The organism is Falsiroseomonas sp. (assembly GCF_030695085.1).
Classification (GTDB): domain Bacteria; phylum Pseudomonadota; class Alphaproteobacteria; order Acetobacterales; family Acetobacteraceae; genus Falsiroseomonas.
On the sequence record NZ_JAUYTS010000123.1, the window covers coordinates 22,663 to 42,706 of the forward strand.

Consider the following 20,044-nt stretch of genomic DNA (forward strand, 5'->3'; position numbering starts at 1 on the left):
CACATGACCCTTCACACCCCGGGGCACACCCCGGACAGCCTGGCCGCGACCGTGCCGGATGGCGCGCTGCTGGCCCTTCCCCCCGACAATTCGCTGCCCTCCGTCGCGCTCGCCCGCGCTTTGATAAGGCGGGGGGCAAAGAACCTGCGGCTGCTCGGCGTGCCGGTTTCCGGCTTCGCGACGGATCTGCTGATCGGCGCCGGCTGCGTGGCGGAGGTCGAGACCAGCGCCGTTTCCCTCGGCGAGGCCGGCTTCGCGCCGCGCTTCTCCGCCGCGCTGAAGGCCGGCACCATCAAGGTGCGGGATGCCACCTGCCCGGCGATCCATTCCATGCTGCAAGCGACGGAGAAGGGCATCCCCTTCATGGCGCTGCGCGGATTGATCGGCAGCGACATTTTGCGAAATCGCCCGGACTGGCGCGTTGTGCCGAACCCGATGGGGGATGGCGTCTCCGACCCCATCGTGCTGCTGCCGGCGCTGTCCCCCGATGTGGCGCTGATTCATGGCGTGATGGCGGATGAGGCCGGCAATGTCTGGGTCGGCCGCCGCCGCGAATGCGCCACTCTGGCGCATGCCAGCAAGCGCGTGCTGGCGACGGTGGAGCGGCTGGTGCAGGGCGACATGCTGGAGGATGAGCGCCTGGCGCCCGGCCTCATCAGCGGCACCTATATCGAGGCGGTGGCGGTGGCCGAGCGCGGCGCCTGGCCGGTGGCGCTGCTGGATGAATATGCCTTCGACGCCGCGCATGTCGCCGAATACGCCAGGCTGGCGAAGACCGAGGCGGGGTTTGCCGAATATCTGGCCCGCTACGTGTTCAACACCCGCGCGCAGGCGGCCGCCGAATGACCACTGTGAAGCAAGCATCCGACCTGCGGCCGGCATCTGCCGGCCGAGCGGCCGAATGGCCGCCGCGCCCAATGGCGCGGAGCCATTCGGGGCGCTGCTCCGAAGCCGGAGGCCGCGCCCGTCACGCCTCTGGCGTGCCTGCGGCACGACTGAGGGCAAAGATCATATGACCATCAAGCTCGAAGAACGCCTCGCCGCCACCCTCGCGCGGCTGATCCTGGACCCGGCGGCGCCGCCGGCGCGGCACATTGCGGTGGGCGCAGCCAGCCCGATCCCGGCGGCGGCCTGCTGGCTGGTGAAGAAGCAGGGCCATCCGGTGCGCCTGTCCCTGCTGCACAAGCGCAGCGGCAACCCGTTCAGCGAAGGCTCGCGCGAATTGTTTGACCTGACGGGGCAGGGGCGGATCGACCTGTTCTTCCTCGGCGGCGGGCAGATCGACGGGCAGGCGAACCTCAACCTGGTTGGCACCGGTGAATGGCCGGGGACCGGCGTGCGCTTTCCCGGCAGCTTCGGCAGCGCCTTCATGTATTTCATGACGCCGCGCACGATCCTGTTCCGCGAGGAGCACTCGCCCCGCGTGCTGGTGCCGAAGGTGGACAACATCTCCGCCCCCGGCGTCTCCGAACCCGGCGTGTTCCGCCGCGGCACGGCGCAGGCGCTGGTCACCGGCAAATGCGTGTTTTCGTTCCACCCGGACCAGGCGCGCTTCTCGCTCGCCAGCATCCATCCCGGCGAAACCATCGAAACCATCCGCGCCGCCACCGGCTTTGATTTCGACGTGGCGGATGACGTGCCGCAGACGCCCGACCCCACCGAGGCCGAGCTGGCCCTGCTGCGCGGCCCGATCTGCGACGAGATGCTGGAAACCTATCCGGAGTTCTGTGCCCGCGTGTTTGGCAGGCCGTCCGATGGCCGGAGGCCCGAAGGGGCCGGGGGGCTGAATCGGCCGGCTTCTACCAAGGATTTCGCTGCATGAATGACGCTGTTCCCATGACCCAGGGGAAGGGTCTGGCCCTGTCCCCCGGCGCGCTCGCCGGCCTCAAGGTCATCGACCTCACCCGCGTCCTCGGCGGCCCCTACTGCACCATGATCCTGTCGGATCACGGGGCGGAGGTGGTGAAGATCGAGCCGCCGCAGGGCGACGAGGTGCGCGACTGGGGCCCGCCCTTCGTGGAGGGTTCCGCCAGCTACTTCATCGGCGTCAACCGCAACAAGCAGTCCCTCGCCCTCGACCTCGGCAAGCCGGAGGGGCGGGAGGTGCTGATGCGCCTGCTCGACGGCGCCGATGTGCTGATCGAGAACTACAAGCCCGGCGCCATGGAGAAATGGGGCATGGGCTACGAGGACGTGCTGTCGAAGCGTTTTCCTCAATTGGTGCATTGCCGCGTCTCCGGCTTCGGCCCCGACGGGCCGCTGGGTGCGCTGCCCGGCTATGACGCAGTGATCCAGGCCATGGTCGGGCTGATGTCGATCAATGGCGACCCGAATAGCGGCCCGACGCGCATGGGCACGCCGATCGTGGACCTCGCCACCGGCCTGTATTCGGCCATCGCCATCCTGATGGCGCTGCAGGAACGCACCCGCAGCGGCCAGGGCCAGTTCCTGGACATGTCGCTGCATGATTGCGGCATGGCCCTGCTGCACCCCCAGGCCGCCAATTATTTCCTGAACGACAAGCGCCCGAAGGCGACGGGCAATCCGCACCCGAATATTTCGCCCTATTCGAAGTACCGGACGAAAACCTGCGAGATCTTCCTGGCCGTCGGCAACGACCCCACCTTCCGCAAGGTCTGCAAGTTCCTGTCGCTCGACAATCTGCCCGATGATCCCCGGTTTCGGACCAATGGCGACCGTCTCACGCACCGCGACTCGCTGACCGAAATCCTGGAAGCGCGGCTGGCGGCGGAGGATGGGCACGATCTGTGTGACCGCCTGCTGAAGGCCGGCGTACCTGCCGGACCGGTTATGCATGTGGACGAGGCGATGAATGCGCCCCATACCGCACATCGCCAGATGGTGACGGAGCTTGGCAGCTACCGGGGCCTGGGCACGCCGATCAAGATGAGCCGGACGCCGGGCGGCACACGCGCCGCCCCGCCCCGCTTCAATGAGCATGGCGACGACATTCTCGCCCGCCATGGATTCACGGCGGAGGAGGTTGCTGAGTTGAAAACCAAGGGGATAGTGGTGGCGGCACGCCGGACATGAGCATGAGCAAGGACCCCCCGCGCAGCCTCCGCGCGATCGAACAACCGGCCGAGATCGAGAGGCTGCTGGCCCTCTGGGTGGCCGCTTTCGATGAAAAATCCATCCCCGCCCGCGCCAAGCCCCGGCTGCGCCCGCCGGCCACCGGCCGCAAGGCCGGCTGCACGCTGTGGCAGGCCAAGATCGCGGGCCTCGACATGAACATCTGCCTGGAGGAAGTGACCTCCGACCGCTGGCGGCTGGACCATGGCAACCAGGGCGCACTCGCCATTCTGGATGGCGGCCCCGTGCTGCTGCGGCAATGGTATGTGAAGCGCGCCCCGGCCGATGCCTCGCTGACCGCGGTGGAGATCGCGCAGGTGACGGAGGAGGCGCCCTTCTACGTCACTCCCGGCGTGCATCGCGGCGCCCCCTCGGAACGCCGGCTGTACCAGTTCGTGGCCGACCTGACCGCGACGCCGGAGCTGATCCGCCAGCAGACCGCGGAGGCCGTGGCCCGGCAGACCGCCGCGACGGAGAAGTTCGGCTTCAGCTGATACAGCGCCGCCCTCGCCCGGCTGGGGGGAGGGCGGCGCTTCGGCACGGGTCAGGCCCGCGCAACGACCGGATGGTGCGGCATCACCCTCCGGCCCTATCCAGCCCCATGCCCAACCCGATGACCCCCCGGCTCTGGGCCCTGCTGCTGGCGCTCTCCGTCATCTGGGGTGGGTCCTTCTTCTTCATGGCCGTCGCCCTGCGGGGCTTTCCGCCCTTCACCATCGTGCTGGTGCGCGTGGCGCTGGCCGCCGCGGCCCTGGCTCTGGCCTGCCGGGTGCTCGGGCTGCGCCTGCCGCGGGGGCGGGAGGCCTGGCTCGCCTGCGCCGGCATGGGGCTGCTGAACAACGCCATCCCCTTCACGCTGATCGTGGTGGGCCAGCAATTCATCCCCTCCGGCCTCGCCGCCGTGGTGAATGCGGCCACACCCGTTTTCGCCGTGCTGGCGGCGCATTGGCTGGCGGCGGATGAGCGGCTGACGCCGAACCGCCTGGCCGGCACGCTGCTCGGCCTGCTGGGCGTCGCCATCCTGGCCGGCCCCGCGGCCTTCGGCCTGGGGGCGGCGGCGGAGGCGCTGGGCATTGCGCTGTGCCTCGGCGCCTGCCTGTCCTACGGCCTGTCGGGGGTGTGGTCGCGGCGGCTGAAGCGGGCCGGGCTGGCACCGCTGCCCGCGGCCACCGGGCAATGCCTGGCGTCGAGCCTGATGATGCTGCCGCTGGTGCTGATCTTCGACCGGCCCTGGGCGCTGCCCGCGCCGGGTGCCGATGCGGTAGGCGCGCTGCTGGCGCTCGGCCTGCTGGCGACCGCTTTGGCCTATGCGCTGTACTTCGCCATCCTGCACGGCGCGGGCGCCACCAACACCATGCTGGTGACGCTGCTGGTGCCCATCACCGCCCTGCTGCTCGGCGCGCTGGCCTTGGATGAGGCGCTGGCGCCCCGGCATTTTGGGGGCATGGCGGTGATCGGGCTGGGGCTGCTGGCGATCGATGGGCGCGCGTTGCGGTGGCTCAGGACCCGTCGACCCGGGACCAGGTGAAGCCGTGCACCATGGCTTCCTGCGCCGGGGTTTCCGCCGCATGCGGCAGGTAATGCGCGCGGACATAGGCCAGCGGGTCGCCCTCGACGCCGGCGGCCTGGACCAGGCAGGCCATGAACAGCCCGGTGCGCCCCACCCCGGCGCGGCAGCCGATATGCACGGGCCGGTCCGGCTCCGCCTGCAATTGCCGCAGCACCACATCCACCGCCTGGCGCAGAGCAGCCGGGTCCGGCACGCCGAAATCCGCGGTGGGCAGCTTCACCTCGGCCAGCCCGGCCTTTTGCGCCGCCATCTCCAGGCAGACGCCGAAGGCACCGTCGGGCAGGGAATCGAACGGGCCGCCGGTGATGGTCACCGCCTTTCCGTCCACATTCAGGGGTAGGGTGCCGCGGATGGTCATGGGTCTATCGCTCCACCGTCACACCCTGCCAGAAGGCGATGTGATCCTTGATGTTGGCGGCAGCCGTCTTCGGCGCCGGGTAGTACCAGGCGGCGGCGGCATTCACCTGCCCGTCCACCACCACGTCATGATACTGCGCGGTGCCCTTCCAGGGGCAGGTGGTGGTGCGGCTGGAGGGCCGCAGCAATTCCGGCCGCACCGATCCGTGCGGAAAATACACATTGCCCTCGACCAGTTCGAAGCGGTCGCTCTCCGCGATCACCGCGCCATTCCAGATTGCCCGTGCCATCCGCTGAAGCTCCTCTGTGCCCCTGGCAGATGACCCGGCGCGGGCTGGCGTCAAGCCGGCCCGGCGGTCGGGGCCTCCGGCTCGTCCATCGCCTCGGCCTCCCGCTTCAGCATGATGTAGGACCGCAGCGAGAAGGGCAGCATGCCGAGATAGATCAGCCCGCCGGCCGCGAGCGCCGCCCAGGGCTCGGCGACCAGCAGCGCCACATACAGCCCGGCGCCGAGCAGCATCGGCAGCACCGCCGCGCGCGGAATGCGGAAATTCTTGAAGGACCAGGTCGGCAGCGTGCTCACCATCAGCACGCCGACCACCACCAGCACCGTGCCGACCAGCAGCGGATGGCGGATGGCATCCCCGGTGCCGACCCAGCCCCAGCCGGAAAAGGCCAGCGCACCGAACAGCGGGAACAGCGCGCAGCCGGCACCGGCAGGCGCCGGTACGCCGGTGAAGAAGCTGTGCGCATAGGCCGGCTTCGGCGCCGGCCCGATATCCAGCGAGGCGTTGAACCGCGCCAGCCGCAGCGCGGAGCACACGGCGAACAGCAGGCAGGGCACGAAGCCGAGCGGGCCCACCACCTTCATCGACCACAGATACAGCACCATGGCGGGTGCCACGCCAAAGGACAGGAAATCCGCCAGGCTGTCGAATTCCGCGCCGAAGCGGGATGTCGCCTTCAGCAGCCGGGCCAGCCGCCCATCCAGCCCATCGATCACCGCGGCCACCACGATCAGCGCCGCGGCCAGGGCGAAACGGTCCTCGATGGCGGCGCGGATCGCCACCAGCCCGGCACACAGGCCGAGCATGGTCAGGATATTCGGGATCAGCCGGTTGAAGGACAGCCCCTCGAAGCGCGGCCGGGTGCGGCGGCGCAGGCGATGGAGGCGGCGCAGCGGCTGCAGCCGCGGCCGTGCGCCCTCCGGCTCCTCGCTCATGCGGACGCGGCCACCGGCAGCAATTCCGCCACCACCGTCTCGCCGCCGATCATCAACTGGCCGACCGAGGCCAGCGGGCGGGCGCCCTCGGGCAGGTACACATCGGTGCGGCTGCCGAAGCGGATGATGCCGAAGCGGTCGCCCGCCTGCACCTGGTCGCCTTCCCGCACATGGCACAGGATGCGCCGCGCGATCAGCCCCGCAATCTGCACCACCGCGATATCCCGTCCATCCGTCATGCGGATCGCCAGGGCATTGCGTTCATTGTCCACGCTGGCCTTGTCCAGGCTGGCATTCAGGAAGGCCCCGCTGCGGTAGGAGATGCGCGTGACAACGCCATCCACCGGCATGCGGTTCACATGCACATCCAGCACGGACAGGAAGATGCAGATCCGGTAGCGCGGCGCATCGCCCAGGCCGAGCTCCACCGGCGGCACCGCGGGCCCGGCCATCACCACCCGGCCATCGGCGGGTGCCAGCACCACATTGCCGCGGGGCGGCGGAACCCGTTCCGGATCGCGGAAGAAGTACAGGCAGAACAGGGTGAAGATCACCCCCGGCCAGAACAGCCAGCCGCCGAGCAGCAGGCCGCCCACCACGGCCACGGCGGCGCCGCCGATAATGAAGGGGCGCCCGGCCGGATGCGGCTTGGCGACGACAAGGCGGATGCTGGAGATGAGGCTCATGGGGCGCTTATGGTATGTTCATCCTTCGCGGACAACATGCATCCATGCAGCAGCTCCCGCACGGACCTTTCCTCGTCGGCAATGACGGTTCCCTGAGGCCGGTCCGCGACGCCGCGATGCGCTTCGCCTGGCGCGGCCGGGGATGTGTCGCCACCCTGTCCGATGGCCAGATCAGCCTGGCCGCGCAGGCCGGCGCGGTACCCTATACGGCGGAACAGCCGGGGGCACGGCCGGGGGCCTTCGCGGCGCTTGGCGCCATGCCGGGCGAATTGCCGCAGGGCTGGCGGCTGCGGCTGATGCCGGACCACCGGGTGCGGCTGGAGGTGGATGTCGACCTGGAGGGCGATACCACGGCCATCGCCCTGGTCAGCGCCATGGTGCGCTTCGCCCTGGCGCTCGACCCCTATCTGGACCGGCTGGAACTGGCCGGGCTGGCGGCGTTGCCCCCGATGGCGGGCGAATTGGCGGCGGAGGGGATGGTGAAGACCTGACCGGGGAAGATCAGGTTCGGATTGCGAATCTGGTCCCGGTTGGCCTGGAAGATCACGGTGTAGCGGATTCCGCGGCCATAGGCGGAGCGCGCAAGGCGCCACAGATTATTGCCCGGCTGCACCACAACCCGGCCCTCGGCCACGCTGTCGGCAGGAAGCTGGTCGCGCTGGAAGGGCAGTTCGATCCGCGCGGCGACCGCGCCATTGGCCGCCAGCTGATCCACCCGCAGGCGATGCCGGCCGATCGTCACCTCGTGTTGCGGCGCCAGGGCCCAGCGGCCCTCGGCATCGGCCTCGGCGTCGCCGGCATGGCGGTCATCGACATAGATGCGGATCGCGGCACCCGGCAGGGCGGTGCCGGCAAAGCGGATGCTGCCGGAATCGTCGTAATCCACGACCTCCAGCCCTAGCGCATGGGTGGCGGCGCCGCCCTGCAGCACGCGGGCCGGCGCCGCACCGGCGGGCGGCACCAGGACCACCAGCGCCGGGGCTGGCGCGGCGGCTGCCGATGGCTCGGCGCGCGCGGCCGCGATGCGGGCCGCTTCGTCACGGGCTGCCTGGGCCTGGGCTGCCTGGGCCTGGGCTGCCTGGGTCTGGGCTGCCTGGGCCTGGGCCGCCAGGGCCAGCGCATCGCGGGCCGCGGCGTCGCGGCGGGCCGCTTCCGCCTGTTCCGCCGCTGCCGCGGCGCGTGTGGCTTCCTGCACCGCCTGCAGGGCCGCGTCCCTGCGCCGCTGCGCCTCGGCCACGGCCTGCGCCTCGGCGCGCAGCATCGCTTCCGTGCGGGCTGCGGCGTCCCGTGCCTCGTCGGCCGCGGCCGCGGCCTGGGCGGCAGCGGCGGTCTGCGCCGGCTGGCGCTGGGCTTCCGCCGGGGCCTGAGCCGCCTCGGCGGCCGCGCCTTCACCCGATCCGGCCGCGACCTGAGCGGTCGCGGCGATCTGTGCGGCGCGTGCCACGCGCTCGGCTGTTGCGGCGGCCTCGGCCTCGGCCTCGATTCGGGCCTGGGCCTGGGAGTCGGTGGCCTGGCTGAGCGCGCGTTCGGCATCGGCCAGCTGCGCGGTGCGCTGCTGGCGCTCCGCTTCCGCCTGCATGGCCCGTTGCGCCGCCGAGCGGGCCTCAGCCTCGGCGCGCGCGGCGGCGGCCAGGCGCGCGTCCTCCAGCGCGGCGAGGCGGCGCGACTCCGCGGCGGCGCGGGCCGTGGCTTCCGCCTGTGCCTCGGCGCGCGCCGCGGCATCCCGCGCGGCGGCCTCGGCGAGTGCCGTCGCCGGATCGGGCACCACGACAAGCACAACATCCGGCCCCGCGATCTCCGCCCCGCCGATGCGGGCGCGGAGCGAAAACTGATACGGGCCTGGGCGAAGCGGATCGGGCGGCAGGATCACCCACTCGCCCCGGGCATCGGCGCGGGCGCGACCGACCTCGCGGCCATCCTCCAGCAGGATCACCTCCGCCCCCGCCGCGGCGCGGCCGGCGACGACCACGCCGCCCCTTGCCCCGACCCGCACCACGTCGAAGCGCGGCGGCTCGGGCGCCGCTGCGACCGCGGCTGGTGGTGCCGGAGCCGGTGCGGTCTGGACTGGCGCGGTCTGGGCTGGCGCTGCCTGAGTCGGGGCGGCCTGAGTTGGGGCGGCCTGGGCCGGCGCGGGCGCCGTGCGAGGTGCGGTGGACGCGGTTGGCACGGGGGTCTGCTGCGCGGGCGCCGGCTGCGCTGGGGCTGGCCGGGTGGCGGCCGGCTGTCCGGGGGGCGGCGGGGTCACCGCGGCCTGCATCGGCGCCGGCCGCGGCTCGGCGGTGCCGATCGGGCGTGGCGCCGCATCCCCGCCCGGCCCGTGTGTCACGAACCGGCTGGCAAGAAATGTGGCGAGGCCCGCACAGACCACGACCACGATCAAAAGGGCGCGCCTGCTCGTCGTCATGGTGATGTAACTAGGCCGTGAGGCCCTGTCTGCACAAGCGGTTGGAGAGCTTGCATGTGGCGGCGACTCGCACCTGGCCGCCGCCTTTGGCGGCTCAGTTCACGGTGGCGCCGGAAGCTGCGACCACGCGGCCCCACTTCTCCCGCTCCGTCACCAGGAAACGACCGAAATCGGCCCCAAGCAGGGCGCCGGGCTGCGCGCCGCCCTGTGCGAAACGGGCCCGCAAGGTCGGATTGGCGAGCGCCGCGCCACAGGCCTCCCGCAGCCGGGACAGGGCCGCATCCGGCGTGGCGGCGGGGGCGACCAGGCCGAACCAGGCTTCCGCCTCGAAGCCCGGCACGCCCGATTCGGCGATGGTGGGAAGCTCGGGCAGCGCCTCCGCCCGCGTCGCGCCGGCCACCGCCAGGCCGCGCACCTGTCCGCCACGCACCTGCGGCAGCGCCGCGGGCATGTTGTCGAACATCATCTGGATCTGCCCGCCGACCAGATCCGTCATCGCCGGCGCGGCGCCACGATAGGGCACATGGACGATGTCGATCCCCGCCTGCGCCTTCAGCAATTCCCCGGCCAGATGGTTGGTGCTGCCATTGCCGGAGGAGCCGAAGGCCAGCTTGCCCGGATCGCGCTTCGCCATCGCCACCAGGTCCGCCACCGACTGAACCGGCAGGTCCTTGGTCACCATCAGCACGATCGGCACCCTGGCCACCAGCGCCACCGGCGCGAAATCGCGCTGCGGGTTGAAGGGGATGGTACGGAACAGATGCTCGTTGATCGCCAGCGGGCCGGGGGCGGCCAGCAGCAGCGTCAGCCCATCCGGCGCGGCCTTCGCCACGCTGTCGGCGCCCACATTGCCGCCCGCGCCCGCGCGGTTTTCCACCAGCACCGGCTGGCCCAGAAGCTCGCGCAGCGCCTCCGCCAATTGGCGGGCGATGATGTCGTTCGACCCGCCCGGCGGGAAGGGCACGATGATGCGAACCGGCCGGTCCGGCCAGCCCTGGGCGAAAGCCGGGCTTGCGAGGGCCGGGGCCGAGAGGGTCAGGGCGGCGGCCATCAGGCCGCGGCGGCGCAGTTGCATGCGGAGGTCTCCCCATCCGGCGGCTCGGATGGCCGCCTCTGCCTTCTGCCTATCGGCTGCCGTGTCATCCGTCCACCCGGCCGTCCGTTGGGCCATCCACTGGGCAGGCGGCATAAAAAAGGGCGGCAACCCTGCGGTTGCCGCCCCTGAAATCGATCCCTTGGCAGGATCAGGCCGTGGTGACGGAGGCCGCTTCCGGCCCCTTCTTGCCCTGCACGACGCGCAGCGTCACGGCCTGGCCCTCGGTCAGCGGACGCAGCCCGCTGCGCTCGAGCGCCGTGGCATGGACGAACACATCCTTGCCGCCGTCGCTCGGCGTGACGAAGCCGAAGCCCTTCTCGGCGCTGTACCACTTCACCGTGCCCTGCATCTCCTCGCCCGAGCCGGGCGGCGGCGGGGCGCGGAAGCCCGCACCGGCACCGGCACCACCGCCGGGGCGCGGACCGGCGCCGCCCATGGCGCCGCGCGGCGGGGAGGCGGGAACCTCACCCACCGGCCCGACCTCGAGCACCTCGGCCACCTGCGGGCCACGTTCACCCTGGCCGACGCGCACGCGCAGCTTGGTGCCGGGCGCCACCGTATCGGCGCCGGCGCGCTGCAGAACGCTGATATGCAGGAAGGCATCGCCGCCACCGCCATCGACCGCGACGAAGCCGAAGCCCCGTTCCGGGTCGAAGCGCTTGACCACCGCACTGACATCCGGCCCGGACGCCACCGGGGCGGAGGACCGCCGCGGCGCCGAGGAGGGCGCGTAACTGGGCGTGGGCGGAGGGGCCCATCCGCCCTCCTGGGGCATATCATCGTCGAAACCCCGCTTGCTGCGGGCTTTGCGGTCTCGCCGCCAGTCGTGCGTGTTGGTCATCTCTGGACTCGCCTGTTCGGCCGCGAGCACGTCCGACCCCGCCGTCTCGTGGATTCGAGCCCGGGGAGGTGGAGCGGCCCGCACCGGCCTGACGGTCAGTATAGTCGACGAACGCCCGGCTTCAACGCGGGAAGCGGATTGTGTTGAGGATTCACGGTCTTTTCCAGGTCGATTGCGTCCCGGTTAGGCCGTTTCACCTCCCGCGCGTGTCTGGCGGCCGGCAAACGCGCCCTGGCGCGGCATCAATAGCCGCGCGCCGGGTCCACCACCTGGTGCAGCGGCTCGCCTGCCCGGAACCGCGCCAGATTGGCGAAGAAGGCATCGAGGCAGCGCGGCGCGTAGTCGCCCGGATCATACAGGCCGCAATGCGGCGTGATGACGAGGTTGGGCGTGTCCCAGAGCGGGCTTTCCGGCGGCAGCGGTTCCTGGGGCAGCGCGTCCAGCACCGCGCCGGCCAGGCTGCCGTCACGCAGCTTGGCGGCCAGGGCGTCCGCATCCAGGATCTCGCCGCGGCCGAGATTGACCACGCCGGCATGTGGCGGCAGCAGGTCCAGCTCCGCCCGGCCGATCAGGCCATGGGTTGCCGGTGTCAGCGGCAGGGTGATGATCAGCACGTCGGTGTCCGGCAGATAGGCGCGGAAATCCCCGCCGCGCGTCATCACCGCGACATCCGGATGCGGCCGGCCGGAATGGCTGTTGCCGATGATCCGCATGCCCTGGCCCGCCAGTGCCTGCGCCGCGGCACCGCCGAGCGCCCCCATGCCGAGGATCAGCGCCGTCCTGCCCGCGACCGTGCCGGCCGGCTTCGGCGCCCAGCGGCGTTCGCGCTGGGCGGTGGCGAAGTGCGGCATCTGGTTGTTCAGCATCAGCACCGAGAGCAGCGTGAATTCCGCCGCCTTCGGAATATGCGTGCCGCTGGCATTGGTCAGGGTGACGGCCTCGGGCAGCCCGGCTTGCAGCAGCCATTCCACGCCGGCGCTGGTGTAGCTGATCCAGCGCAGATGCGGCGCGCGGCGGGGCAGGTCGTGCAGCGGCGACTGGCCCGCCAGCAGCAGAACCTCCGCCGCGGCCAGGCCCGCCTCCAGCGCCTCGGGCGTCTGCCCGAAGCTGATGGTCACCTGCCCCGGGGCCGCCGCCGCGCGCAGGCGCGCCTCGGTGAAGGCGGCGGCGAGGGAGGAGGCAGGGTTGACCTGCACATGCAGGCGCGTCGGCGGCATCACTCGATCCGGATGTTGTTGGCGCGGATGATGCGGCCGTAGCTTTCGGTCTGCTCGGTCAGGATGCGGCGGAAGGTGGCGGCGCCCTCGGCACGGACCTCGCCGCCCAGCTCGCCGATGCGGCGGACGATGTTGGGCTCCGCCAGCACCTCGGCGATCTCCCGCTCCAGCCGCGCGATCATGGGGGCGGGCGTGCTGCCCTGGGCGAGGATGCCCTGCCAGGTGCCGGATTGCGGCTCCGGCCAGCCGAGTTCCGCGAAGGTCGGCAAATTGGGCAGCGCCTCCAGGCGCTTGCTGCCGGTCACCGCGACGCCGCGCATCTGGTTGTTCACCACGAAGGGCAGGGACTGGGTGGCGCCGGCCATGGTGAGATTCGCCTCATTCGTCACCAGCGCGGTCAGCGCCGGGGCGCCGCCGCGATAGGGGATGTGGGTCACCTCCCCACCCCAGGCATTGGCCAGCGAGGCGGCGACCAGATGGGTCAGCGTGCCGGTGCCGGAATTGGCGGCGTTCAGCTTGCCCGAATTGGCCTTGGCGTAGGCGGCAAGCTCCTGCGCGTTCCGCACCGGCAATTCGTTGTTCACGGCCAGGATATAGGGCGCGTAGACCACCATCTGCACCGGCGCCAGGTCGCGCAGGCTGTCGAAGGGCAGGCGCGGGAACAGATGCGGGTTGGTGGCGAGCACGGAGATATCCAGCAGCACCATGGTGTGCCCGTCCGGCCGGCTTTTCGCCACCAGGTCGGCGCCGATATTGCCGCCGGCACCGGCGCGGTTCTCCACCACCACCGACTGGCCGATCTTCTGGCCGAGCGAGGGGGCAATCAGCCGGGCCAGGATGTCGCTGGTGCCGCCCGGGTTGAACGGGACGATCAGGCGGACCGTCTGGGTAAAGGTCTGCGCCCGCAGGGTGGCGGGCGCGGCAAGCAGCGGCGCCGCTGCGGCGGCCTGAAGGATGGTGCGGCGTTTCATGGCCTTGGTTTCTCCCGATTTCCGGCCTCTCGCGGGCCAAGTGGTGGCATCATCGCGCCCGCTGCGGCGGGGCGGCAAGGCCGCCGGCCATCGGCGGGGTTACCGAAAGTCGCGGCTGGGCGGCAGGCGGGCGCGTTTCGGCGCGCGGGCGCCGGGATCGGGCCGCCGCACCTCATCGGCGCGGCCCAGCGCACGTTCGGCCCAGGCGGAGCTGCCTTCGCGTTGCGGCAGGCTGTCCAGCAGGGCGGACCAATCGACCAGGCGGCGGGCGATGACGTGCAGGATCGGCACCTCCGCATGCTGGTCCTCCCGTTCCAGCACGCCTTCCACCAGCAGCAGGCGGCCGGCCACCAGGGCGGCGCGGTCGCGGGTGGAGATGTCCTGGAACACCACGATATTGGCGTTGCCGAACTCATCCTCGATGGTCAGGAAGACCACGCCCTTGGCCGAGCCGGGCCGCTGGCGCATCAGCACCAGGCCGGGCAGGCGCAGCCGCGTGCCGGCCCGCGCGATGGCCAGGCGTTGCGTATCGTCGCAGCCGCGCGCGGCAAGCTCAGGCCGCAGCAGCGCCAGCGGGTGCTGGCGCAACGTCAGGCCGGTGGCCAGGTAGTCGCCCACCACCGCCTCGCCTTCCGTATGCGCGGGCAGAAGCGGCGGCGGCTCGGCCAGCAGCGGCGCCTCATCGGCCAGCGCGGCGGCGACGGAATCCTGCGCGATGGCGAATAGCGGCAGGTCGCGCGGGCCGGAGGGCACGCCGCGCGCCTCCCACGCCGCATCGCGCCGCGCCAGGCCGGCGCCGTTGAGGCTGGCATGGGCGAAGGCATCCGCGGCGGCGAGGTTGACCAGCGCCCGCTTACCGGCGCCGCTGCGCCAGGCGAGGTCCTCCACCGAGGTGAAGGGCGCGCCATTGCGCGCCTCCCGCGCCGCGACGATCGCCTGGGCTTCCGCCTCCGCCAGCCCGGTCACCAGCCGCAGGCCGAGGCGCAGCGCGAGGCCAGTAGCACCCGGCTCCAGCGTGCAGTCCCAGTCGCTGGCATTCACATCGACGGGCCGCACTTCCACCTGATGCTCGCGCGCATCGCGCACGATCTGCGCCGGGGCGTAGAAGCCCATCGGCTGGCTGTTCAGCAGGGCGCAGGCGAAGACCGCCGGATGGTGGCATTTGATCCAGCTCGACGCATAGACCAGATGCGCGAAGCTGGCGGCGTGGCTTTCGGGAAAGCCGTAGCTGCCGAAACCCTCGATCTGGCTGAACACACGCTCGGCGAATTCCGCCTTGTAGCCGCGCTGCACCATGCCCTGCACCAGCCGGTCGCGATACTTCGAAACGCCGCCCGTCATCTTGAAGGTCGCCATCGACCGCCGCAGCAGATCGGCTTCATCCGGCGAAAATCCGGCGGCGACGATGGCGAGCTTCATCGCCTGTTCCTGGAACAGCGGCACGCCCAGCGTCTTCTCCAGCACTTTCTTCAGTTCATCCTGCGGATGCTCCGGGCCTGGGGAAGGATATTCGGGCTGCTCGATGCCCTGCCGGCGGCGCAGATAGGGATGCACCATGTCGCCCTGGATCGGCCCCGGCCGCACGATCGCCACCTGCACCACCAGGTCGTAGAATTTGTCCGGCTTCAGCCGCGGCAGCATGTTCATCTGCGCCCGGCTTTCCACCTGGAACACGCCCACCGAATCCGCGCGGCGCAGCATGGCGTAGGTCTCCGCGCAATCCTTCGGCAGCGTCGCCAGCGTATGATCCTTGTGCAGATGCTGCTGCATCAGGCCAAAGGCGCGGCGGATGCAGGACAGCATGCCGAGGCCGAGCACATCCACCTTCAGGATGCCCAGCGCCTCGATATCGTCCTTGTCCCATTCCAGCACCGTGCGGTCTTCCATCGCCGCATTGGTGACGACCGCGAGTTCCGTCAGCGGGCCGCGGGTGATGACGAAGCCGCCGACATGGGTGGCCGCATGGCGCGGCACATCCTGCAATTCCTCCGCCAGCTCCAGCGTCATGGCGAGCCGCGGGTCGGAGGTATCCAGCCCTTCGCTTTCCGCCAGTTGCTGCAAGCCGATCTCGCGCCCCGGTCCCCAACTGGCCTTGGCGAGCCGCGCGGTGACATCCTCCGTCAACCCCATGGCGCGGCCCACCTCGCGGATCGCGCTGCGGGCGCGGTAGCGGATGATGGTGGCGCAGATCGCGGCGCGATGGCGGCCGTAGCGGTGGTACAGATGCTGGATCACCTCCTCCCGCCGCTCATGCTCAAAATCGATGTCGATGTCGGGCGGCTCGCCGCGGCTGGCGGAGACGAAGCGTTCGAACAGCAGGTCGTGCTTGTCGGGATCGACGGCGGTGATGCCGAGCACGTAGCAGACGCTGGAATTCGCCGCCGAGCCGCGCCCCTGGCACAGAATCCCCTGGCTGCGGGCAAAGCGCACGATCTCATGCACCGTCAGGAAATACGGCGCGTAGCCGAGGCGGCCGATCAGCTCCAGCTCATGGTCGATGCGGCCGCGCAGATTGGCGGTGACGCCATGCGGCTGCGCGGCCAGCGCCTCCGCCACGCGATCTTCCAGCGTCTGCTGCGCCGTGCGGCCCGGCTCCATGACCTCGTCGGGGTATTCGTAGCGCAGCTGGTCGAGCGAGAAGCCGGCGGTGGCGTCCAGCACACGCAGCGTATTGGCCAGCGCCTGCGGGTGGCGCGCAAAAAGCCGCGCCATTTCAGCGGGCGGCTTGATGTGGCGCTCGCCATTCGGCTCCGCGTCATGGCCCAGCGCATCGACGGTGGTGCGGAGCCGGATGGCGCTGAGCACATCGGCCAGGCGGCGACGATCCGGATGGTGGTAGCGGATATCGCCGGTGGCGAGCAGCGCATCGCCCGCGATCGCCGCCAGTTCATCCAGCCGCTGCTGGTCGCGGCCGAGATAGGGGCAGGAAGCCGCCAGCAGCAGCGGCAAGGCGAGCCGGTCGCGCAAGGCGGCGGCATCGGCACGCCATTGCCGGCCATCGGGTTCCGCCGGCGGAATCGCGGCCAGGACAAAACCCTCGGCGGCGGCGAACAGGTTTTCACGATCGAGCCAGCACGCGCCCTTTGGTGCGGCCATGCGGCCTTGGGACAGCAGCGCGGTCAGCCGCCCATAGCTGGCGCGATCGGTCGGCCAGGCATACCAGGCGCTGCCGTCGTTCAGCACCAGCCGGCAGCCGACCGCGAAGCGCAGCCCTGCCTGCTTCGCGCCGACATGGCCGCGCACCACGCCGGCCAGGCTGTTGGTGTCGCAGATCCCCAGCCCCGCCAGCCCCAGCGCCGCCGCCGTCGCCGCCAGCTCCGCGGGGTGGGAAGCGCCGTCGAGGAAGGAGAAATGCGACCGCGCGGCCAGCTCCGCATAGCCGGACTCGGCTTGGGGGCGGCCGCCGCTCACGGCAGGTAGCCATGCAGCCGCCAGCCGGAGGTGCCACCACGGCAGACCAGTAGCCGCGTGCCGCAGGGCAGCTCCACCCGATAGGCATCGCGCCGTTCCGCGCCAGCGGCATCACGCCCCTGGGCGCGCCACCATTCCGGCTCCAGCCGCAACGGCCCTTCCGCCTGCAGCACGCGCTGCGAAGCGCCGCGCCAGCGCAGGCTGGCGGGCGGCGCATCCGGCAGCAGGGCCACCACCTCCAGCGGTTTCGGGCGGCGCAGGCGCAGCAAAGGTTGCTCCGGCCGGGACCAGCCGGGCGGCGGCGGTGGCGGCACCGCCTGCGGGTCCAGCGCGGCGACGCTGCGTTCCGGCCAATGGCTCGCTAACGGCGCCACGCGCTGTACCCGCGCCCGCTGGCCGAGCCGGTCCAGCAATTCCGCCAGCGCCGCCCGATCCTGCCGCGCGCCGAGACCCAGGCTGGTCTGGGCGCCGGTTTCCATCCGGTCCGTGGCGCGGGCCTCCAGCGCCATGCGTTCGAAGCCGAGATCGGGTTGCAGCCCGCCCAGCCCCTCGGCGAACAGGCGCCGCAGATGTGCCGGGTCGCGATTCGGCTGGCCGGTGCCGATCGCCACCTCCTGCACCGTGCCATCCACCCGCCAGGCGAGCAGCGCCAGCCGCCGCGCCCCGAGTCCCGCCAGGCGCAGCTTCGTGCACAGCCCTGCCAGCAGCCGGTCCAGCGCGGCATCGATGGCCGGGCGGGTGATCAGCGGCTCCAGCAGATCGAGCGACTCGACCAGCTCGGGCGGCGGCTGCACCGGCTGGATGGCATGCGGGCGGCGTCCGGTGACGGCGTCCAGACCATCCAGCAGCGCTTTGCCAAAACGCCGCGCCAGCGGGCCGCGCGGCTGGTCCAGCAGATCCCCGACCCGGCGCAGGCCGAGCCGGGCCAGCGCCTCCAGCGCCGCGGCGTCCAGCCGCAGCGCCGGGCCGAGCGGCAAGGGCGCGGCCAGCGCCGCCTCGATGCCGGAGACCGCAATGGGCTGGTCGGCGCGGGACCGGGCCAGCGCCGCCGCGGTGGCTGCCGCCCCGGCCACGGCGCCCTGCACGGCCAGCCCATTGTGCCGCAGCCGGTCCAGCGCATCGCCCAGCAGCGCGGCCTCGCCGCCGAACAGGTGGTCGCAGCCGGTGATGTCGAGGATCAGCCCCTTCGGCGGGTCGATCGCCGCCAGCGGCGTGTAGCGCCGGGCCCAGAGCGCCAGGCCGCGCAAGGCCCGCGCATCACCCTCCCGGTCCGCCGGGCGCAGCAGCAATCCGGGCGCGATCGCCTGCGCATCGGCCAGCGCCTGGCCAGGCGCCAGGCCGAGCGCCGCGGCGGCGGCATCCACCGCCACCAGCAGGCGCCGGCTGCCGCTGGCCTCCCAGGTGGCGAGCGGCGAATCCCCCAGGCCCGGCTCCGCCCGGCGGATGCGCGCCGTGGCGAGGTCCGGCAGATGCAGCGCCAGGAAGCGGCGGGCCATGCCGAATTTCATGGAACGGAACCTGCGGCCGGCGTCACCGCGCAGGCGTGCTCCACGCACGCGCAGGCGTGCTCCACGCACGACGCCGGCCAAGGCGCCGAATGGCGCCCGCCGCTTATGCAGTGATTGAGGGCGGATCGGTCACGGTCCGCGGGATTTGGTATCATCGGCCGCGCTGGCCGCGCCGCGTCTCCACGACCGGCACCTCCGCCTCCTCCAGATCCAGCGTGCCGGAGGCCGCCCGCCAGGTCACCGCCCAGGGGCCGCCCGGCCGGCCGCCGCGGGCGCGCAGCAATTCCAGCTGCCAGCGCGGATCCTCCAGCCCATGCCCGCCGCCGCCGGAGGGCAGTGGCCCGACCCGCCAATGGCTGGCCGCGGCGCTCGGGTCCGGGTTCGGCCCATCCGGCCGCAGCAGCAGGCCGAGTGCGCCGCCGGTCTCGGCCGCCAGTTGCAGGCGGCGAGTCGCGGTCAGGTCTAGCCGCGCCGCATCCTCCGCAGCCAGCAGCGCGCCGGTGACGGCGGGGCAGCGCAGCGCCTCCTCCATCGCCCAGAGCGCATCCGCCCAGCGCTCCGCCCGCACCAGCACGAGATTGGCGGGCGACAGGCCACAGCGGGCGAGGCCGGGGGGCCAGGCCTGCAACCCCTCCGGCCCGCCACTGGCAATCCACAGCACGGTGCCGCCGCTGCGGGCCAGCAGCACGGCGCAGAAGGCCGCCGCCGCGCCAGGGGAGATGGCCGCCACCTCATGCATCGCCGCCCGCGCCAGGCCGCCGCCGGGCAGGGGAATGCCCGCGGCGACCGGCACCGGGTCCATCCCATGCCGGGCGCGGCCCAGCCCTTCCAGCCGCGCCACCCGCGCGCGCAGGGCGGCCAGGACGGTGGCTTGGTCGAGCGGGGCCGGGTCCAGTGGAGACTGGTTCGGTGTCATGGTCTGGGCGGGCTGCATCGGCGCGACGATGGCCGAGTGACCCGAACAAATCAAGAACAACACAGCCCTGCAAAGCGCCGCTTCGCCGGCCTGGCTGGCGCGCGGCCTGCAGGATGGCGGGCAGGGTTCTGAAAGCGCTCGCATCCCGCCACCCCGCATCTGGCCGGATATATTTGCGATGCCATTTTCGCATAACCGGGCGCGTGAGACTGGACAGGTGGAAGCCCGGCGTTGCGTTATGTGCAGCAAGGCCCCGTGCCCGACCTCCTGGAGAATTCGCCTTGTCGCTGGACCAGCTCGAATCCCGCCTGCGCCAGGATCTCGCCACGCTGAACCTGCCGCCGGCCAATTGGGTGCCGCCGCGGCCGGATGGGGCGCTGGATGTGCTGGTGCTCGGCGGCGGCATGCTCGGCCTGTCCGCCAGCTTCGCGCTGACGCGACTCGGCATCACCCACCACCGGGTGCTGGAGGCGGCGCCGGCGGGGCGAGAAGGCCCGTGGGTCACCTATGCCCGGATGCAGACGCTGCGATCGCCCAAGCACCTGGTGGGGCCGGCGCAGGACATCCCTTCGCTGACCTTCCGCGCCTGGTACACGGCGCAGCATGGCGAGCCGGGCTGGCAGGCGCTGGGCAAGATCCCGCGCGCGATGTGGCAGGACTACCTGGTCTGGCTGCGCCGCGTGCTGGCGCTGCCGGTCACCAACGGCGTCACCGCCACGCGCATCCGCCGTGGCCGGGACGGGCTGGTGGCG

At 71.7% G+C, this 20,044-nt stretch carries 19 protein-coding genes; 7 read left to right on the forward strand and 12 right to left on the reverse strand.

All coding sequences use genetic code 11. The features are described from left to right. The first annotated feature begins 3 nt into the window (after positions 1-3). The 5 genes from Q8S40_RS13630 to Q8S40_RS13650 all read left to right on the forward strand — a co-directional run bounded on the left by Q8S40_RS13630 (position 4) and on the right by Q8S40_RS13650 (position 4,621). Positions 4-846: a CoA transferase subunit A gene (locus tag Q8S40_RS13630; RefSeq protein WP_305670819.1), complete on the forward strand. Its 843-nt coding sequence runs from the start codon at positions 4-6 to the stop codon at positions 844-846. Between the two features lie 166 nt (positions 847-1,012). Then, positions 1,013-1,822, forward strand: a complete 810-nt coding sequence (locus tag Q8S40_RS13635; RefSeq protein WP_305670820.1) for a CoA-transferase — start codon at positions 1,013-1,015, stop codon at positions 1,820-1,822. Then, entirely contained in the window at positions 1,819-3,054 is a 1,236-nt protein-coding gene (locus Q8S40_RS13640; RefSeq protein WP_305670821.1) for a CaiB/BaiF CoA-transferase family protein, read from the forward strand. The genes Q8S40_RS13635 and Q8S40_RS13640 overlap by 4 nt, the downstream gene beginning before the upstream one ends. A gap of 2 nt (positions 3,055-3,056) precedes the next feature. Next, positions 3,057-3,587, forward strand: a complete 531-nt coding sequence (locus Q8S40_RS13645) for a hypothetical protein (RefSeq protein ID WP_305670822.1) — start codon at positions 3,057-3,059, stop codon at positions 3,585-3,587. Between the two features lie 119 nt (positions 3,588-3,706). Beyond that, a complete protein-coding gene (locus Q8S40_RS13650) occupies positions 3,707-4,621 on the forward strand; it encodes a DMT family transporter (RefSeq protein WP_305670823.1) in 915 nt (304 codons plus the stop codon). Here the strand turns inward: Q8S40_RS13650 and Q8S40_RS13655 are convergent. Genes Q8S40_RS13655 through Q8S40_RS13670 form a run of 4 tightly spaced genes read right to left on the reverse strand, consistent with a single transcriptional unit; the run spans position 4,593 to position 6,928 of the window. Further along, complete coding sequence (locus Q8S40_RS13655) at positions 4,593-5,021, reverse strand: tyrosine-protein phosphatase (protein ID WP_305670824.1); 429 nt, start codon at positions 5,019-5,021, stop codon at positions 4,593-4,595. The genes Q8S40_RS13650 and Q8S40_RS13655 overlap by 29 nt on opposite strands. Before the next feature lie 4 nt (positions 5,022-5,025). Beyond that, entirely contained in the window at positions 5,026-5,310 is a 285-nt protein-coding gene (locus Q8S40_RS13660) for a DUF427 domain-containing protein (protein ID WP_305670825.1), read from the reverse strand. Positions 5,311-5,360: 50 nt separating this feature from the next. Further along, positions 5,361-6,242 (reverse strand): phosphatidylcholine/phosphatidylserine synthase, encoded by an 882-nt coding sequence (locus Q8S40_RS13665; protein WP_305670826.1) that lies wholly within the window; start codon positions 6,240-6,242, stop codon positions 5,361-5,363. Next, complete coding sequence (locus Q8S40_RS13670) at positions 6,239-6,928, reverse strand: phosphatidylserine decarboxylase (protein WP_304814513.1); 690 nt, start codon at positions 6,926-6,928, stop codon at positions 6,239-6,241. The genes Q8S40_RS13665 and Q8S40_RS13670 overlap by 4 nt, the downstream gene beginning before the upstream one ends. Positions 6,929-6,972: 44 nt before the next feature. Between Q8S40_RS13670 and Q8S40_RS13675 the strand changes: the two genes are divergently transcribed. Continuing rightward, positions 6,973-7,419 carry a hypothetical protein gene (locus Q8S40_RS13675; protein ID WP_305670827.1) on the forward strand — a complete coding sequence of 149 codons (447 nt, stop codon included), beginning with the start codon at positions 6,973-6,975 and terminating at the stop codon, positions 7,417-7,419. Here the strand turns inward: Q8S40_RS13675 and Q8S40_RS13680 are convergent. The 8 genes from Q8S40_RS13680 to Q8S40_RS13715 form a co-directional block, all read right to left on the reverse strand. Beyond that, positions 7,332-8,897: a LysM peptidoglycan-binding domain-containing protein gene (locus Q8S40_RS13680; protein ID WP_305670828.1), complete on the reverse strand. Its 1,566-nt coding sequence runs from the start codon at positions 8,895-8,897 to the stop codon at positions 7,332-7,334. The genes Q8S40_RS13675 and Q8S40_RS13680 overlap by 88 nt on opposite strands. A 529-nt stretch (positions 8,898-9,426) precedes the next feature. After that, positions 9,427-10,407 (reverse strand): tripartite tricarboxylate transporter substrate binding protein, encoded by a 981-nt coding sequence (locus Q8S40_RS13685; RefSeq protein WP_305670829.1) that lies wholly within the window; start codon positions 10,405-10,407, stop codon positions 9,427-9,429. A 169-nt stretch (positions 10,408-10,576) separates the two neighbouring features. Further along, the gene (locus Q8S40_RS13690) at positions 10,577-11,095 is read right to left on the reverse strand and encodes a cold-shock protein (protein WP_304814235.1); all 519 of its coding nucleotides are present in this window, start codon (positions 11,093-11,095) and stop codon (positions 10,577-10,579) included. Positions 11,096-11,511: 416 nt separating this feature from the next. Then, complete coding sequence (locus Q8S40_RS13695; protein ID WP_305670830.1) at positions 11,512-12,486, reverse strand: NAD(P)-dependent oxidoreductase; 975 nt, start codon at positions 12,484-12,486, stop codon at positions 11,512-11,514. Further along, the gene (locus Q8S40_RS13700) at positions 12,486-13,457 is read right to left on the reverse strand and encodes a tripartite tricarboxylate transporter substrate binding protein (RefSeq protein ID WP_304814233.1); all 972 of its coding nucleotides are present in this window, start codon (positions 13,455-13,457) and stop codon (positions 12,486-12,488) included. Before Q8S40_RS13700 ends, Q8S40_RS13695 begins: the two co-directional genes overlap by 1 nt. Positions 13,458-13,556: 99 nt before the next feature. Then, entirely contained in the window at positions 13,557-16,868 is a 3,312-nt protein-coding gene (locus Q8S40_RS13705; protein ID WP_305670831.1) for an error-prone DNA polymerase, read from the reverse strand. After that, the gene (locus Q8S40_RS13710) at positions 16,865-18,364 is read right to left on the reverse strand and encodes a DNA polymerase Y family protein (RefSeq protein WP_305670832.1); all 1,500 of its coding nucleotides are present in this window, start codon (positions 18,362-18,364) and stop codon (positions 16,865-16,867) included. The genes Q8S40_RS13705 and Q8S40_RS13710 overlap by 4 nt, the downstream gene beginning before the upstream one ends. Before the next feature lie 163 nt (positions 18,365-18,527). Further along, positions 18,528-19,292 carry an ImuA family protein gene (locus Q8S40_RS13715; RefSeq protein WP_305670833.1) on the reverse strand — a complete coding sequence of 255 codons (765 nt, stop codon included), beginning with the start codon at positions 19,290-19,292 and terminating at the stop codon, positions 18,528-18,530. Positions 19,293-19,573: 281 nt separating this feature from the next. On the opposite strand from Q8S40_RS13715, the gene Q8S40_RS13720 reads away from it, so the two are divergent. Next, positions 19,574-20,044, forward strand: a 471-nt coding sequence (locus tag Q8S40_RS13720; protein ID WP_305670834.1) for an FAD/NAD(P)-binding protein, incomplete at its 3' end; no start/stop codon positions are given.